This window comes from Burkholderia theae (assembly GCF_048565265.1).
Taxonomy (GTDB): Bacteria; Pseudomonadota; Gammaproteobacteria; order Burkholderiales; family Burkholderiaceae; genus Burkholderia; species Burkholderia theae.
In genome coordinates this window covers 2,202,652-2,217,161 of record NZ_CP183461.1, presented here as the reverse complement: position 1 = coordinate 2,217,161, position 14,510 = coordinate 2,202,652, and the positions used below count along the sequence as shown (strand labels likewise).

Sequence of the window (14,510 nt, the reverse complement as noted above, 5' to 3'; positions counted from 1 at the left end):
TGCGTCAGCGTCAGATCTTGAGTTTCGTGACCTTCGTGCCGTTGATCGACACGTCGCCCATCAGACCGGCGTTCGTCAGCACGACGACCTGGACCGGTGCGGTGGCCGTGGTCGTGTCGATCGCGCCGTTCGCGCCCATCTTCACGAGCGCGACCGATGCGCCGGCGCCGGCGGCCCAGCCGTCCGAGCCACGGAATTCGTCGAGCGCTTCCTGCGTCATGAACAGGAACACGATCGCCTTCGACTGCGCGCCGGCCTGCAGGCCGACCGACAGCGACGACGTGTTGTAGTAGCCGACCGTGCTGCCGCCGACGCGCAACGAGCCGTTGCCCGACTGGCCGCCGACGATGAAGCCTGCCTGGATCACGTCCGGGAAGACCAGCACGCCGCGCGACTTCGCGACGAGCTCACGCGAACCCTTGACCGTCGAATACAGGCGCGACAGCGTGGCGTCGACGCTCGAGTCGATCGCCTGACGCTTCGACGCGTTGGTCGCGGCGTTGTCCGGCTTGTCCGGGGTGGTGGTGCAACCGGTGAGCGCGAGGCTACCGACGATGAGTGCCGCGGCGGCTTTCAGCACGAGATTCCGTTTTTGCATCGTTCTTCTCCATCGGATGACGTTCGGAGTGAGTCTCGCTCAAGGAGCGGATCACGTCGGCAGTTATATCACAGTGGATTACAACCCCTTTTCGTCGCCGCAAGAAAAGGCGACAAATCGCTTGGGTATGTCGCGGCGCGCCAACGGACGGACGCGCGCCCGCGCGCCGGGCACCGGACGGCGCGAGGGGAGCGCGACGACGAATCGGATGGCGCCCGTGGGGCGCATCAGTGCGGGACCGGCGGGACGGGCGGCTTGATCGGCGGGCGGCGCAGCGCGCGGCGGATCAACGCGATCACGACGCCGCAGGCGAACAGGAACGCGGCCGGCACGACCCAGTAGCCGACGAACGCATGCCACAGGTAGCCCGCAAGCGTATTGCGGCGCACCACGTATTCGTCGCGGGCCGCCTGCTGGCGCGGCGCATTGGCGGCGAGCACGTCGGCCGGGCAGCCGGCCGCGCGCGCCTCGTCAGCATCCCCGTGGCACTTCGCGGCGGCGCCGGCGGCCTGTTGCGCATCGGTGAGCTGCCAGGTGGTCAGCGCGAGCTGCAGGTCCGCCTTGTTGTAGGCCATTTCCTCGCGGATCTCGCGGACGGCCACGATCGCGACGGGCACGGCCCAGAACACGATCACGATCAGCCAGCGGCGGAACCAGCGGTGTTGTCTCCATGCCATCCATGCCTCCGTTTGACGCGCATGCGCGTTCGTCTCGAGGGCGGCCCGATGGCGCTTCTTGTACTTGGGTGGGCCGCGTTGCAGCCATCATAGAAGAAAACGCGGCGAATTGCCGCACCATGTGGCGGCGCCGGTAGGGTGGGACGGGAAAGCGGGGCCGGAGGGGGCGGAACGCGCGCGTCGATGCGCGTGCAACCAAAACAAAAATGCCGCGCCCGCCGAAGCGGTGCGCGGCATTCGATACGGGAGCGCCGGGGCTCAGGCGGCCGGCTGGTTGCTCAGGCAGCTCTTCATGAACGCCTTGCGGTCGTCGCCCTTCTTGCCGGTGGCCTGCGTGTTGCACGCCTTCATCTTGTCCTGCTGCGACATCGCCTTCGCGGGCTTCGCCGACAGGCAGTCCTTCATGAACGCCTTGCGTTCGTCGCCCGTCTTGCCGGTTGCCTGGGTGTTACAGGCCTTCATCTTGTCCTGCTGGCTGTTCGCCGCGAACGCGGGGGAAGCCAGCATGCCGCCGAGAAGCACTGCGGCTACGAGCGATTGGATTTTCATTTCGACACTCCCATGGGGTGAATTGCGTTTTATCGACGCCGTCACGCAGCACGACACGATGTGGATAGGGTCGCATCGCGCGGCGTGCTCCGATTATGGCAAATCAATGTGAAAACACCAAAACGGCACTTTCTATAACGTTGTGTGCGCCACCGCCGTTGACGACGCGCCCGAAACGGCGATCGGGACAAACCATGACGCGCGGCCGCCGGTATCGCCCGCCGTGCCGGAACCCGCCGGATCCCGGCCGCGAGCCATTACAATCCCCGCCATGAATACTCCGAATCCCGCATCCTCTCCGTCCACGGCGGCGCTGCCGCGCATCGCCGTGCTCGCCACCGGCGGCACGATCGCCGGCGCCGCACCCGACGCGGCCAGCACGGCCGGCTACCAGGCCGGCGCGCTCGGCGTCAATTTCCTGGTCGACGCGGTGCCGGCGCTCGCGTCGGTCGCGCGCATCGATGCCGAGCAGATCGCCAGCATCGACAGCAAGGATCTCGCGCTGCCGCTGTGGAACACGCTCGCCGCGCGGATCGACGCGTTGATGGCCGATCCGGCGATCGACGGCATCGTGATCACGCACGGCACCGACACGCTCGAGGAAACCGCGTACGCGCTGCATCTGGTCGTCCGGGGCGACAAGCCGGTCGTGCTGACGGCCGCGATGCGTCCGGCGACCGCGCTGTCGTCGGACGGCCCGCTGAACCTGCTGAACGCGGTGACGGTGGCCGCGCAGCCGTTGGCGCGCGGGCAGGGCGTGCTCGTCGCGTTCAACAACCGGATCCATGGCGCGCGCGACGTCGTGAAGACGAGCACCTATGCGGTCGACGCATTCCAGTCGCCGGAACTCGGCGCACTCGGCTGGGTGCAGGACGGCCGCGTCGAATTCGCGCGCCGCGTCACGCGGTCGCGCGACACGCCACTGGCGATTGCGGCAACCTGGCCGTCCGTCGAAGTCGTCGTGAGTTATGCGGGCGTGACGCGCACGGCCGTCGACGCGCTGGTCGCGGCCGGCGTGCGCGGTCTCGTTGTCGCGGGCACGGGCAACGGCTCGATCCATGCGACGCTGCAGGCGGCGCTGGCCGATGCGGCGAACGCGGGTGTCGCCGTGGTTCGCGCGTCGCGCGTCGGTTCGGGGCACGTGATGCGCAACGGCGCCGCGAACGACGATGTGCTCGGCTTCGTGAGCGCGGGTTCGCTGAATCCGTTCAAGGCGCGCGTGCTGCTGATGCTCGCGCTGGCAAACGGTATCCGGGCACGCGACGAACTGCAGCGCCTGTTCGATACGCAGTGATGCAGTGATGCGGTGACCGATACGCGCCGATCGGGCGGGCGCGTCACCCATGAAAAAAGGCAGGCCATCGGCCTGCCTTTTTTGCGTCAATCCGGCAAGAATGCTCAGGACTGCGGCGGAATCACGAGCTTCTGGCCCGGGTAGATCCGGTCCGGGCTCGACAGCATCGGCTTGTTCGCTTCGAAGATCGCCGGGTACTTGTTCGCGTCGCCATACACTTCCTTGGCGATCGCCGACAGCGTGTCGCCCGGCTTCACGTCGTGGTACTGCACTTCCGGATCGTCCGGCTGGAGGTCGTCGTCGTTGACGCCCGCGACGCCCTGCACGTTGCCGGCCGCGACCTTGACCTTGGCCTTCGTGTCGAGGTCGGCGACGCTGCCCGACAGCGTGACGGTGCGCGATGCGCCGTCGAATGCGACGGTCAGGTTCGACGTGTCGAGACCTTGCGTGCTGATGTAGTTCTTGATGGCATCGGCCGCGGTCTGGTTTGCGGCATTCGGATCTTCCGCCGCTTGCGCGTCGGCATGACCCAGCAGTTTTTCACCCGCCTCTTTGATAAACGAAAGAAGACCCATCGTTGCACTCCTTAGGTGGTTGAAAAGAAAACGCGCCGTGAAGTGGCGAAAAAAACACCGCGCTGGGCGCGTTCACCGGGGTGAGCGCAAGCGCGGCGGTTTTCTCGAAAGGCGTGGCGAAAGTGTAGGCGTTCAACGCGACGATTGCATGAAAAATCGCACGCTCGAACGTAAAGAAATGTAATACGCGAAATCCGACAGGCGGACACCCGACGACGACGTCTGACCGACCAAGGCTTCCCCGGCGCCGCCGGGTGCCGCTGCGGACCCCACCACGCCGCTCTCAGCCCAGAGCGGCGTTTTTCGCCCCGTCCCGCATGCCGTTGGCGATGCGTGGCGGGGCGCCCCACCGTGATGCGCGAGCACGTCGCGCATCGATGCGACCGGCCGTGGCCGAATCGCGCGTGTCTGTCGCGCGTTTCCGCCATTGCAGCGGAAACGCGCGTTGTTGCATCCGCGTTACGCGGCCGGCGTCTGGCCGATTTCGAAGTTCGACATGATTTCGAGCGCGCGCACGAGTGCCGAGTGATCCCATGCCTTGCCGCCGTGCGACGCGCACACGCTGAACAGCTGCTGCGCGCTCGCGGTGTGCGGCAGCGCGAGGCCGAGCTTGCGTGCGCCGTCGAGCGCGAGGTTCAGGTCCTTCTGGTGCAGCTCGATGCGGAAGCCCGGATCGAACGTGCGCTTGGTCATCCGCGCGCCGTGCACTTCGAGGATGCGCGACGCGGCGAAGCCGCCCATCAGCGCCTGGCGAACGCGCTCCGGGTCCGCGCCCGAGCGTGCGGCGAACAGCAGCGCTTCGCCGACGGCTTCGATGTTCAGCGCGACGATGATCTGGTTCGCGACCTTGCAGGTCTGGCCCGCGCCGTTGTCGCCGACGAGCGTGATGTTCTTGCCCATCTTCTCGAACAGCGGCTTCGCGCGCTCGAATGCCTGCTCCGGGCCGCCGACCATGATCGTCAGCGAGGCTTCGCGGGCACCGACTTCGCCGCCGGACACCGGCGCGTCGAGGTAGTCGCAACCGAGTGCATTGATCTGCTTCGCGAATTCCTGCGTGTCGAGCGGCGAGATCGAGCTCATGTCGATCACGAGCTTGCCGGCCGTGAGGCCCTTGGCGACGCCGTCGTCGGCGAACAGCACGTTACGCACGTCGGGCGTGTCCGGCACCATCACGACGATGACGTCCGCGTTCTGCGCGACTTCGGTCGAGTTCGCGACGACCTTCGCGCTGGTGCGCAGGTCGTCCGGAATCGGGAACGCACCGTTCACGACGAGCTGGTGGTCGCCCTTGAGCAGGTTGCGCGCCATGTGCGCGCCCATGATGCCGAGGCCGATGAAACCGATGGTTGCCATGTTGAATGTCTCCTATAGGGGCGAAAACGGGAAGGGCGGATCTCAGGCGGCGCGGCGCGCCGAGCCCGGTGCGCAGCCGGCGACGCTTTGCAGCCAGCCGAGGCCTTCCGTCGTGGTGGTACGGGGCTTGTATTCGCAGCCGACGTGGCCGGCATAACCGAGCCGGTCGAGCAGCGCGAACAGGAACGCGTAGTTGATCTCGCCCGTGCCCGGCTCGTTACGGCCCGGGTTGTCCGCGAGCTGGACGTGGCCGATCGATGCGAGGTTGCGTTCGATCGTCGCGGCCAGTTCGCCTTCCATGCGCTGCATGTGATAGATGTCGTACTGCAGGAACAGGTTGTCCGAGCCGACCGCGCGGATCACGTCGAGCCCTTCGGACGAGCGGTTCAGCGCGAAGCCCGGGATGTCGAAGCTGTTGCACGGCTCGACGAGCAGGCGGATGCCTTCGCGCTTCAGTGCATCGGCGGCAAAGCGCAGGTTGTCGACGATCGTGACGAACGTCTTGTCGCGCGCCGTGCTGGCCGACGGGATGCCGACCAGGCAGTTCAGCTGCGGTACCTTCAGTGCCTTTGCGTACTCGATCGCGCGGCCCACACCTTCCTGGAACTCGCCGACGCGATCGGGCAGGCACGCGATGCCGCGCTCGCCCTGGTCCCAGTTGCCGGCAGGCAGGTTGTGCAGCACGAGGCGCAGGCGGTGCGTCTCGAGTTGCTCGGCGAGTTCCTCTTTCGCGTACGGATACGGGAACAGGAACTCGACGGCGTCGAAGCCCGCGTCCGCGGCCGCCTTGAAGCGGTCGAGGAACGGCACTTCGTTGAACAGCATGGTCAGGTTTGCAGCAAACTTCGGCATGAGCTAAGCCTCTTCGGTCGGTCAGTCTGGAATGTGTTGCGGATCAGTCGAGCATCGAGATGGCGGTCGGTGCGTGCTCGGCCTTTTCGGCGAGATCCTCGAACTCGTTGATCGCGTCGATTTCGGTGCCCATCGAGATGTTCGTCACGCGCTCGAGAATCACTTCGACGACCACCGGCACGCTGAACTCTTCCGCGAGCGTCTGCGCCTGGCGCAGGGCCGGCTCGATCTCTTCCGGCTTGAACACGCGCAGCGCCTTGCAGCCGAGGCCTTCCGCAACGGCCACGTGATCGACGCCATAACCGTTCAGCTCCGGTGCGTTCACGTTGTCGAACGCGAGCTGCACGCAGTAGTCCATGTCGAACGCACGCTGTGCCTGGCGGATCAGCCCGAGGTACGAGTTGTTCACGACGACGTGCACGTACGGCAGCTTGAACTGCGCGCCCGCTGCCAGTTCCTCGATCATGAACTGGAAGTCGTAGTCGCCGGACAGCGCGACGATCGGACGGCTCGGATCGGCGGCACGCACGCCGAGCGCGGCGGGGATCGTCCAGCCGAGCGGGCCGGCCTGGCCGCAGTTGATCCAGTTGCGTGCCTTGAACACGTGCAGGAACTGCGCGGCGGCGATCTGCGACAGGCCGATCGTGCTGACGTAGCAGGTATCGCGGCCGAACACCTTGTTCATCTCTTCGTACACGCGCTGCGGCTTGACCGGCACGTTGTCGAAGTGCGTCTTGCGCTGCAGCGTGCGCTTGCGTTCCTGGCAGTCGGCCACCCATGCGCTGCGATCCTTCAGCTTGCCGGCGGCCTTCCATTCCTGCGCGACCGCGACGAACAGCTCGAGTGCCGCCTTCGCGTCGGACACGATGCCGAGATCCGGGCCGAACACGCGGCCGATCTGCGTCGGCTCGATGTCGACGTGCACGAACTTGCGGCCCTTCGTATAGACCTCGACGCTGCCCGTGTGGCGGTTCGCCCAGCGGTTGCCGATGCCGAGCACGAAGTCGGACGCGAGCATCGTCGCGTTGCCGTAGCGGTGCGACGTCTGCAGGCCGACCATGCCGGCCATCAGCGGATGGTCGTCCGGAATCGCGCCCCACGACATCAGCGTCGGGATCACCGGCACGCCGATCGTTTCGGCGAACTGGACCAGCAGGTCTTCGGCCGCTGCGTTGAGCACGCCGCCGCCCGACACGATCAGCGGCTTGTCCGCGTCGTTGAGCATCGTGAGCGCCTTCTCGATCTGCGCGCGGGATGCCGCGGGCTTGTAGATCGGCAGCGGTTCATACGTGTCGATATCGAATTCGATTTCGGCGAGCTGCACGTCGATCGGCAGGTCGACCAGCACCGGACCCGGACGACCCGAGCGCATCAGGTGGAAAGCCTGCTGGAACACGCGCGGCACGAGCGCCGGCTCGCGCACGGTGACGGCCCACTTGGTGACGGGCTTCGCGATCGACTCGATGTCGACGGCCTGGAAGTCTTCCTTGTACAGGCGGGCACGCGGTGCCTGGCCCGTGATCGCGAGGATCGGAATCGAGTCGGCCGACGCGGAGTAGAGGCCCGTGATCATGTCGGTGCCGGCGGGGCCCGACGTGCCGATACACACGCCGATGTTGCCCGGCGCGGCACGCGTGAAGCCTTCGGCCATGTGCGATGCGCCTTCGACGTGGCGCGCCAGCACGTGGCTGATGCCACCCGACTTGCGCATGGCGGAGTAGAACGGGTTGATGGCTGCACCCGGCACGCCGAACGCGGTCTGGATGCCTTCTTTCTCGAGCACGAGCACAGCTGCGTCGACGGCTCTCATCTTGGCCATGAATGTCTCCTTGAATGGGGTGGATCTTGCAAATGGGTCTGTTGGGAACACTTTAGGGATGCAGGAAAGGTTTGATAAGATCAGCCGGAGTCGCTTATTTCGAAACTAAAAGTATGGAATGACGGCCGGACGGGGTTTCCCGCCGGTGTCGGAACCGAGACGGAGACGGGAGATGGATCGCTTCAAGCAGATCGAGACGTTCGTGCGGGTCGCGGATGCCGGCAGCCTCGCGGCCGCGGCGCTCGAGGAGGGTGTGTCGCCGGTGGTGCTCGGGCGGCGCATCGACGCGCTCGAGAAGCGCCTCGGCGTGAAGCTGATGTACCGCTCGACGCGGCGCCTGGTGGTCAGCGAGGAGGGCGCCGCGTTCCTCGAGCGCTGCCGCGGGCTGCTGTCCGAATGGGACCAGGCCGAAAACGAACTGGCCGCCGGGCGGCGCGCGGTCAGCGGGCACCTGATCGTGTCCGCGCCGGCCGCGTTCGGGCGCAAGCACGTCGCGCCGCACGCGCCCGGCTTTCTCGCCGACAAGCCCGAGATGCAGCTGTCGTTCAACCTGACCGACCGGGTCGTCGATCTCGTGCGCGAAGGCTATGACCTGTCGATCCGGATCGGCGGCGCCGTGGATCCGAACTTCGTCGCGGTGAAGCTCGCGTCGAACCGGCGCGTCGTGTGCGGTACGCCCGACTATTTCCGCCGGCACGGCCGGCCGAAGTCGCTCGACGACCTGCTCAAGCACAACTGCCTGGCCTTCAACCTGCAGGGCGGGCAGAACCGCGGCTGGTATTTCCAGCGCCACGGCAAGATCGCGACGATGCGCGTGGCCGGCAATCTCGACTGCAACGACGGCGAGCTGCTGCACCGCTGGGTGGCCGAGGGCCTCGGGCTCGGCTGGCGCTCGACCTGGGAAATCGCCGCGCAGCTCGAAACGGGCGAGCTCGAGACCGTGCTCGACGAGTATGCGCTGCCCGACTACGACATCCTGGCGGTCTACCCGCAGCAGCGCTACGTGCCGGCGCGCGTGCGCTATTTCATCGACTACCTGCGCGCCGCATACGCGCTTCCGGGCTACTGGAGCACCACGCCGTAGCGGGGCGGGCGGCCGGGCCGCAAGGCCGTCCGGCGATTTTTTTACGCTTCGTGCGCGCGGCGCGGGAATAAACTCGACGCAACGACGGTAAGGTCATCGAGCGTGCACGTTGCCGGTCTGTCCGGGCATCGTGCGCGGAACGGGCGCGGCGTCGGCCGCCGGGACCAGGGAGGCCATGTGGGGCAAGCCGGACAGGCGGTCGATGAGCAGGTGGCGGACGACGCGGTAGCGCGCGGCGAGCGGTTTCGCACGCTCGTGCTGCCGCATCTTGACGCCGCGTACAACCTCGCGCGCTGGCTGAGCGGCAGCGCCAGCGATGCGGACGATGTCGTCCAGGACGCGTGCATGCGCGCGCTGCGCTTCGTCGATTCGTGTCGCGGCGACAACGCGCGGCCGTGGCTGCTGACGATCGTGCGCCACACCTGGTACACCGAATGGCGCCGCCGCACGCATGCGCACGAGGTCGCGCTGCCCGACACGCTCGACGACACCGAGGCGCTCGACGACTGGCAGCCCGCGACCGAGGATCCGCTCGCGCAGCTGCTGCGCGGCGAGAATGTGCGGCTCGTGAATGCGGCGCTCGCGAAGCTGCCGCCCGAATACCGCGAGGTGCTCGTGCTGCGCGAGATGGAGGATTTGAGCTACCGCGAGATCGCGGCGATCGCGGACGTGCCGGTCGGCACGGTGATGTCGCGGCTCGCGCGTGGCCGCCGCAGGTTGGCCGCGCTGCTGGGCGGCGCGCCGGCGCCGGCGGCCGGCGGCAAGCCGGGCCGTACGCCGGCGGGTGGAAATGCATCGGAGGCTATCGATGGACTGTAACGAAGCGCGAGCGTTGCTGGACGCGGACGTCGACCGCGAGCTGTCGGCGCCCGATGCGTTGCGGGTCCAGCAGCATGTCGAAGGGTGCGACGCGTGCCGCCGCGAACGTGCGCGGATCGTCACGCTGGTGCAGGCGGTGCGGCAGGCCGACTATCACCGCGCGCCGGATGCGCTGCGGGCGAGCATCCTCGCGGCGTTGCCGGTGGCGGACGTCGGGCGGGCCAGCGAACCTTCGCGGGCGGAACCGCGGCCCGCGCCGCAAGCGCAACCCAAAGCGCCGCCGCGCGGCCGCCGCTGGTTCTTCTGGCCGACCGGCAGCGGCGTGCCGCTACGCCCGGCGCCTGCCGGCACGGGGCCGCGCGTCGCCGCGCTGCCCGGGCTCGGCTGGGGCGTCGCGCTGCTGGTGGCGCTCGCCGCGGCGGCCGGGATGGCGCTGTCCGCGCGCCACGCCGACACCGACCGCACGGTCGACGAACTGGTCTCGAGCCACGTGCGGGCCGACCTGTCGGCGCGCGACATCGACGTGATCTCGACTGACCGGCACACGGTCAAGCCGTGGTTCAACGGCCGGCTCGACTATGCGCCGCCGGTCGAGGATCTCGCGGCGAGCGGCTTCGCGCTGGTCGGCGGCCGGCTCGACTATGTCGGGCGTCGCCGCGTCGCGGTGCTCGTGTACCGCTACCGGCAGCACGTGATCGACGTCTACGTGCGGCCGGCCGGAGAAGGGCAGGCAAACGCGCCGTACACGACCGTGTCGCAGGGTTATGCGCTCGACCGCTGGGACGCGGCCGGGATGACGTGGTGGGCCGTGACCGACGCGGAGCCGTCGGCGCTCGCGGCGTTCAGGACGGCGCTCGACACGCGGCTCGCCGGCACGCACACCGAGTGACGGCGCGACGGGGCACGGGTCCGCCCGGGATCCGGCCCCGATCTCAAAAAGGCCGCAACGCAGCCGATAACGCGAGCCCGGCCCTTCAAGTCTTTGAAAACACGGCTGAATCCAGCCGCGAGCCGTCGATTGGCCTTGCACGAGCCCCGTATCCGGGTTAGAATCTTCGGCTTCTCACTTGCCACACCGGTTCAGACGCCCGGGTGGCTTTAATCCACAAGGAGTGTGTAATGCGTCATTACGAAATCGTATTCATCGTGCACCCCGATCAGAGCGAGCAAGTGCCCGCGATGATCGAGCGTTACAAGACCACGATCACGTCGCACGGCGGTCAGATCCACCGCGTCGAAGACTGGGGCCGTCGCCAACTGGCCTACATGATCGAGAAACTCGCGAAGGCTCACTACGTCTGCATGAACATCGAGTGCGACCAGACGACGCTCGACGAACTCGAACACGCGTTCAAGTTCAACGACGCCGTGCTGCGCCACCTCATCGTCAAGATGAAGAAGGCCGAAACCGGCCCGTCGCCGATGATGAAGGAAGTTCAGCGCGAAGAAGCCAAGAAGGCGGCTGCAGCTCAGCCGACCGAAGCGCAGGCTTAAGTTCGTCATTCATTAAGCCATCAAGGAGCGCGCTACTCACGTGAACAGGTTGCAATTGACGGCGAGCGTCGTCGAACGCGCACCGGTGCGATATACGCCGGCAGGTGTTCCGATCGCAAGCGCCACGTTGCACCACCGCACGGAAGTCGTCGAAGCAGGCATTCCCCGTCAGGTCGAAATGACGATCGAGGCGGTGGCGGCCGGTGAGGCGAGCGGCAAGCTGGAAAGTCGTGAAATGGGCGTCGAAACGCTGTTCACGGGCTTCCTGGCAAAGAAAAGCCGCAACGCGAGAACCTTGGTGTTTCACATCACAGCATTGCAGGACATTGGAAAGGACTGAAATCATGCCCCGCCCGACTGGTAAGAAATTCGACAAGCGTCGTCAGCAACAAAACCCGCTCTTCAAGCGCAAGAAGTTCTGCCGTTTCACGGCTGCCGGCGTCGAGCAGATCGACTACAAGGACACGGAAACGCTGAAGGACTTCATCGGCGAAAACGGCAAGATCACGCCGGCTCGTCTGACGGGTACGAAGGCGCACTATCAGCGTCAGCTGGACACGGCAATCAAGCGCGCGCGTTTCCTCGCGCTGATGCCGTACACCGATCAGCACAAGGCGTAATCAGGCGACGCAATAAGGAGAATTCGAATGCAAATCATTCTGTTGGAAAAAGTCGCCAACCTGGGCAACCTCGGCGACATCGTCAAGGTCAAGGACGGTTACGCTCGCAACTTCCTGATCCCGAACCGCAAGGCTCGTCGTGCAACGAAGGAAGCGATCGCTGAATTCGAAGTCCGCCGCGCGGAACTCGAAAAGATCGCCGCTGAAAAGCTGGCAGCATCGCAGGCAGTCGGCGAAAAGCTGAACGGCCAATCGTTCGAAATCACGCAGAAGTCGGGCGTTGACGGCCGTCTGTTCGGCTCGGTCACGAACGGCGACGTCGCGGAACTGCTGAAGAAGGCAGGTTTCGAAGTCGAGAAGCTGCAAGTTCGTATGCCGGAAGGCCCGCTGAAGATGATCGGCGAGCACAACGTCCAGATCGCACTGCACACGGACGTCATCGTTGACGTCACGGTCAACGTGATCGGCGACCACGCGTAAGCGTACGCAAGCTTCCCGGGCGGCTTCCGCTGTCCGGACAAGGGCAGGCGCCCGGGCAACCGGGGCCTGCCTTTTTTATTGCCCGTTCGCTGGTGGCCGGTATGGCGCCGTCCTGTGTAATTCGCGATAATCCCAACCCATGAACGCGCCGCAAGATCCCCAAATCGAATCGCTGAAAGTCCCGCCGCATTCGGTCGAAGCCGAACAGTCGGTGCTCGGCGGCCTGTTGCTCGACAACGCGGCATGGGACCGGATTGCCGACTTCCTGTCGCAGGGCGATTTCTATCGCTACGACCACCGGATCATCTACGAGCACATCGGCCGGCTGATCGCGTCGACGCGCCCGGCCGACGTCGTGACCGTGTACGAAGCGATGGTCACGTCCGGCAAGGCCGACGACGTCGGCGGGCTCGCGTACCTGAACGCGCTCGCGCAGAACACGCCGAGCGCGGCGAACATCCGCCGTTATGCGGAAATCGTGCGCGACCGCGCGGTGCTGCGCCGGCTCGTGTCGGTCGCCGACGAAATCTCGGCGGACGCATTCAATCCGCAGGGCAAGGAAGTGCGTCAGCTGCTCGACGAAGCCGAGTCGAAGGTGTTCTCGATCGCCGAAGAGGGCGCGCGCGGCAACCAGGGCTTCCTCGAGGTCGGCCCGCTGCTCACGCAGGTCGTCGAGCGCATCGACACGCTGTACCACACCGCGAACCCGAGCGACGTCACGGGCACGCCGACGGGCTTCGTCGACCTCGACCGGATGACTTCCGGGATGCACGGCGGCGAGCTGATCATCGTCGCGGGGCGTCCGTCGATGGGCAAGACAGCGTTTTCGATGAACGTCGGCGAATATGTCGCGGTCGAGTACGGGCTGCCTGTTGCCGTGTTCTCGATGGAAATGCCGGGCACCCAGCTCGTGATGCGTATGCTCGGCTCGATCGGCCGGCTCGACCAGCACCGGATGCGGACGGGGCGCCTGACCGACGAGGACTGGCCGAAGCTGACTCATGCGGTGCAGAAGATGAGCGAGGCGCAGATCTTCATCGACGAGACGGGTGGCCTGAACCCGATGGAATTGCGCTCGCGCGCGCGGCGTCTCGCGCGGCAATGCGGCAAGCTCGGCCTCATCATCGTCGATTACCTGCAGCTGATGTCGGGCTCGTCGCAGGGCGAGAACCGCGCGACCGAAATCTCGGAAATCTCACGTTCGCTGAAGAGTCTCGCGAAGGAACTCGACGTGCCGGTGATCGCGCTGTCGCAGTTGAACCGCGGCCTCGAGCAGCGCCCGAACAAGCGTCCGGTGATGTCGGACCTGCGTGAATCCGGCGCAATCGAACAGGATGCGGACGTGATCCTGTTCATCTACCGCGATGAAGTTTACAATCCCGACAGCCCGGACAAAGGGACGGCCGAGATCATCATCGGCAAGCAGCGTAACGGTCCGATCGGACCCGTTCGGCTCACGTTCCTTGGGCAATACACGAAGTTCGATAATTTTGCCGGGGCGCAGAACTTCCTCGGCGAGTAACGCCGGAAGTAAACCCTTATTTCGCCAAACGTTGTATTCAATCCCGGCGCGCGCATATGTGCGCGCCGAGTCACGACCGGAAACGGTACAATGTCGCCCGTTTTCGTGACAGTAGTTTGACAATCTCTCAGGAATCCCATGTTCGGTCGATTCATGCCCACCGAGGGCAAGTTCTTTCAACTCTTCAACGCGCACGCGAAGCACATCGTTTCCGGTGGCCGCGAGCTCGAACTGCTGATCGACAATCTCGCCGACGCCGAGATTCACAAGCAAAACGTGCAGACCGCCGAGAAGGCCGCTGACAAGCTCACGCACGAAGCGATCGATTTGCTGCACAAGACTTTCATCACGCCGCTCGATCGCGACGAGATCCACAAGCTGATCACGACGATGGACGACATCCTCGACCTGATGGAGGACGTCGCGACGGCCATCTCGCTGTACGACGTGCGTGCCGTCACGTCGGAGGCGAGCCAGCTCGCGCACATCGTCACGCAGTCGGCCCAGCACGTGCAGCAGGCGGTCGGCATGCTGTCCGACATGAAGCAGTCGGGGCAGATCCTCAAGCAGTGCGAGGAGATCGACCGCTGGGAGTCGGAGGCCGATCGCGTGCTGCGCGCGGCGATGTCGAAGCTGTTCCGCGAGGAAGACGACGTGAAGACGCTCATCAAGCTGAAGGCGATCTACGAGCTGCTCGAAGAGATCACCGACAAGTGCGAGGACGTCGCGAACATCATCGAAGGCATCGTGCTGGAAAACGCCTGAGCGGACCAC

Annotated in this window: 17 protein-coding genes; 10 read left to right on the top strand and 7 right to left on the bottom strand. The window is 65.8% G+C overall.

Features of this window, described 5'->3' with window-relative positions; all coding sequences use genetic code 11:
- Positions 1-10: 10 nt before the first annotated feature.
- From ACN22W_RS10475 to ACN22W_RS10465, 3 genes are all read right to left on the bottom strand, one after another.
- Complete coding sequence (locus ACN22W_RS10475; RefSeq protein ID WP_129512313.1) at positions 11-598, bottom strand: YSC84-related protein; 588 nt, start codon at positions 596-598, stop codon at positions 11-13.
- Between the two features lie 227 nt (positions 599-825).
- On the bottom strand, positions 826-1,275 hold the full coding sequence (locus tag ACN22W_RS10470; RefSeq protein WP_193098535.1) for a hypothetical protein: 450 nt from the start codon (positions 1,273-1,275) through the stop codon (positions 826-828).
- A gap of 258 nt (positions 1,276-1,533) precedes the next feature.
- Positions 1,534-1,824: a PsiF family protein gene (locus tag ACN22W_RS10465; protein ID WP_048246821.1), complete on the bottom strand. Its 291-nt coding sequence runs from the start codon at positions 1,822-1,824 to the stop codon at positions 1,534-1,536.
- A gap of 271 nt (positions 1,825-2,095) precedes the next feature.
- Here ACN22W_RS10465 and ACN22W_RS10460 point away from each other — a divergent pair, with 271 nt between their 5' ends.
- On the top strand, positions 2,096-3,118 hold the full coding sequence (locus tag ACN22W_RS10460; RefSeq protein ID WP_419684066.1) for an asparaginase: 1,023 nt from the start codon (positions 2,096-2,098) through the stop codon (positions 3,116-3,118).
- 104 nt (positions 3,119-3,222) lie between these two features.
- Here the strand turns inward: ACN22W_RS10460 and lysM are convergent, their stop codons facing one another.
- The 4 genes from lysM to gcl form a co-directional block, all read right to left on the bottom strand.
- The gene (gene lysM, locus ACN22W_RS10455) at positions 3,223-3,693 is read right to left on the bottom strand and encodes a peptidoglycan-binding protein LysM (RefSeq protein WP_034181228.1); all 471 of its coding nucleotides are present in this window, start codon (positions 3,691-3,693) and stop codon (positions 3,223-3,225) included.
- A 459-nt stretch (positions 3,694-4,152) separates the two neighbouring features.
- A complete protein-coding gene (locus tag ACN22W_RS10450) occupies positions 4,153-5,046 on the bottom strand; it encodes a 2-hydroxy-3-oxopropionate reductase (RefSeq protein ID WP_048246825.1) in 894 nt (297 codons plus the stop codon).
- Between the two features lie 42 nt (positions 5,047-5,088).
- Entirely contained in the window at positions 5,089-5,898 is an 810-nt protein-coding gene (gene hyi, locus ACN22W_RS10445) for a hydroxypyruvate isomerase (RefSeq protein ID WP_419684063.1), read from the bottom strand.
- Positions 5,899-5,941: 43 nt separating this feature from the next.
- On the bottom strand, positions 5,942-7,717 hold the full coding sequence (gene gcl, locus ACN22W_RS10440; RefSeq protein WP_129512311.1) for a glyoxylate carboligase: 1,776 nt from the start codon (positions 7,715-7,717) through the stop codon (positions 5,942-5,944).
- 172 nt (positions 7,718-7,889) lie between these two features.
- Between gcl and ACN22W_RS10435 the strand changes: the two genes are divergently transcribed.
- The 9 genes from ACN22W_RS10435 (at position 7,890) to ACN22W_RS10395 (ending at position 14,501) form a co-directional block, all read left to right on the top strand.
- Positions 7,890-8,801 carry a LysR family transcriptional regulator gene (locus ACN22W_RS10435; RefSeq protein ID WP_048246830.1) on the top strand — a complete coding sequence of 304 codons (912 nt, stop codon included), beginning with the start codon at positions 7,890-7,892 and terminating at the stop codon, positions 8,799-8,801.
- 177 nt (positions 8,802-8,978) lie between these two features.
- Positions 8,979-9,620, top strand: a complete 642-nt coding sequence (locus tag ACN22W_RS10430) for an RNA polymerase sigma factor (RefSeq protein ID WP_048246832.1) — start codon at positions 8,979-8,981, stop codon at positions 9,618-9,620.
- Positions 9,610-10,509, top strand: a complete 900-nt coding sequence (locus tag ACN22W_RS10425; RefSeq protein ID WP_419684060.1) for a zf-HC2 domain-containing protein — start codon at positions 9,610-9,612, stop codon at positions 10,507-10,509. Before ACN22W_RS10430 ends, ACN22W_RS10425 begins: the two co-directional genes overlap by 11 nt.
- A gap of 230 nt (positions 10,510-10,739) precedes the next feature.
- The gene (rpsF, locus tag ACN22W_RS10420; RefSeq protein ID WP_006402295.1) at positions 10,740-11,114 is read left to right on the top strand and encodes a 30S ribosomal protein S6; all 375 of its coding nucleotides are present in this window, start codon (positions 10,740-10,742) and stop codon (positions 11,112-11,114) included.
- Between the two features lie 40 nt (positions 11,115-11,154).
- A complete protein-coding gene (priB, locus tag ACN22W_RS10415; RefSeq protein WP_006486250.1) occupies positions 11,155-11,454 on the top strand; it encodes a primosomal replication protein N in 300 nt (99 codons plus the stop codon).
- A 4-nt stretch (positions 11,455-11,458) separates the two neighbouring features.
- Positions 11,459-11,734: a 30S ribosomal protein S18 gene (gene rpsR, locus ACN22W_RS10410; RefSeq protein ID WP_047900883.1), complete on the top strand. Its 276-nt coding sequence runs from the start codon at positions 11,459-11,461 to the stop codon at positions 11,732-11,734.
- 27 nt (positions 11,735-11,761) lie between these two features.
- Positions 11,762-12,214: a 50S ribosomal protein L9 gene (gene rplI, locus ACN22W_RS10405; protein ID WP_129512309.1), complete on the top strand. Its 453-nt coding sequence runs from the start codon at positions 11,762-11,764 to the stop codon at positions 12,212-12,214.
- Positions 12,215-12,353: 139 nt separating this feature from the next.
- Positions 12,354-13,736: a replicative DNA helicase gene (locus ACN22W_RS10400; RefSeq protein WP_193098530.1), complete on the top strand. Its 1,383-nt coding sequence runs from the start codon at positions 12,354-12,356 to the stop codon at positions 13,734-13,736.
- A gap of 138 nt (positions 13,737-13,874) precedes the next feature.
- Entirely contained in the window at positions 13,875-14,501 is a 627-nt protein-coding gene (locus ACN22W_RS10395; protein ID WP_419684044.1) for a DUF47 domain-containing protein, read from the top strand.
- The last annotated feature ends 9 nt before the right edge of the window (positions 14,502-14,510 follow it).

Excerpts from the sequence above, each read along its gene's own strand:
- ACN22W_RS10475 (WP_129512313.1), bottom strand. The coding sequence starts at position 598 with ATGCAAAAACGGAATCTCGTGCTGAAAGCCGCCGCGGCACTCATCGTC.
- ACN22W_RS10470 (WP_193098535.1), bottom strand. The coding sequence starts at position 1,275 with ATGGCATGGAGACAACACCGCTGGTTCCGCCGCTGGCTGATCGTGATC.
- ACN22W_RS10465 (WP_048246821.1), bottom strand. The coding sequence starts at position 1,824 with ATGAAAATCCAATCGCTCGTAGCCGCAGTGCTTCTCGGCGGCATGCTG.
- ACN22W_RS10460 (WP_419684066.1), top strand. The coding sequence starts at position 2,096 with ATGAATACTCCGAATCCCGCATCCTCTCCGTCCACGGCGGCGCTGCCG.
- lysM (WP_034181228.1), bottom strand. The coding sequence starts at position 3,693 with ATGGGTCTTCTTTCGTTTATCAAAGAGGCGGGTGAAAAACTGCTGGGT.
- ACN22W_RS10450 (WP_048246825.1), bottom strand. The coding sequence starts at position 5,046 with ATGGCAACCATCGGTTTCATCGGCCTCGGCATCATGGGCGCGCACATG.
- hyi (WP_419684063.1), bottom strand. The coding sequence starts at position 5,898 with ATGCCGAAGTTTGCTGCAAACCTGACCATGCTGTTCAACGAAGTGCCG.
- gcl (WP_129512311.1), bottom strand. The coding sequence starts at position 7,717 with ATGGCCAAGATGAGAGCCGTCGACGCAGCTGTGCTCGTGCTCGAGAAA.
- ACN22W_RS10435 (WP_048246830.1), top strand. The coding sequence starts at position 7,890 with ATGGATCGCTTCAAGCAGATCGAGACGTTCGTGCGGGTCGCGGATGCC.
- ACN22W_RS10425 (WP_419684060.1), top strand. The coding sequence starts at position 9,610 with ATGGACTGTAACGAAGCGCGAGCGTTGCTGGACGCGGACGTCGACCGC.
- rpsF (WP_006402295.1), top strand. The coding sequence starts at position 10,740 with ATGCGTCATTACGAAATCGTATTCATCGTGCACCCCGATCAGAGCGAG.
- rpsR (WP_047900883.1), top strand. The coding sequence starts at position 11,459 with ATGCCCCGCCCGACTGGTAAGAAATTCGACAAGCGTCGTCAGCAACAA.
- rplI (WP_129512309.1), top strand. The coding sequence starts at position 11,762 with ATGCAAATCATTCTGTTGGAAAAAGTCGCCAACCTGGGCAACCTCGGC.
- ACN22W_RS10400 (WP_193098530.1), top strand. The coding sequence starts at position 12,354 with ATGAACGCGCCGCAAGATCCCCAAATCGAATCGCTGAAAGTCCCGCCG.
- ACN22W_RS10395 (WP_419684044.1), top strand. The coding sequence starts at position 13,875 with ATGTTCGGTCGATTCATGCCCACCGAGGGCAAGTTCTTTCAACTCTTC.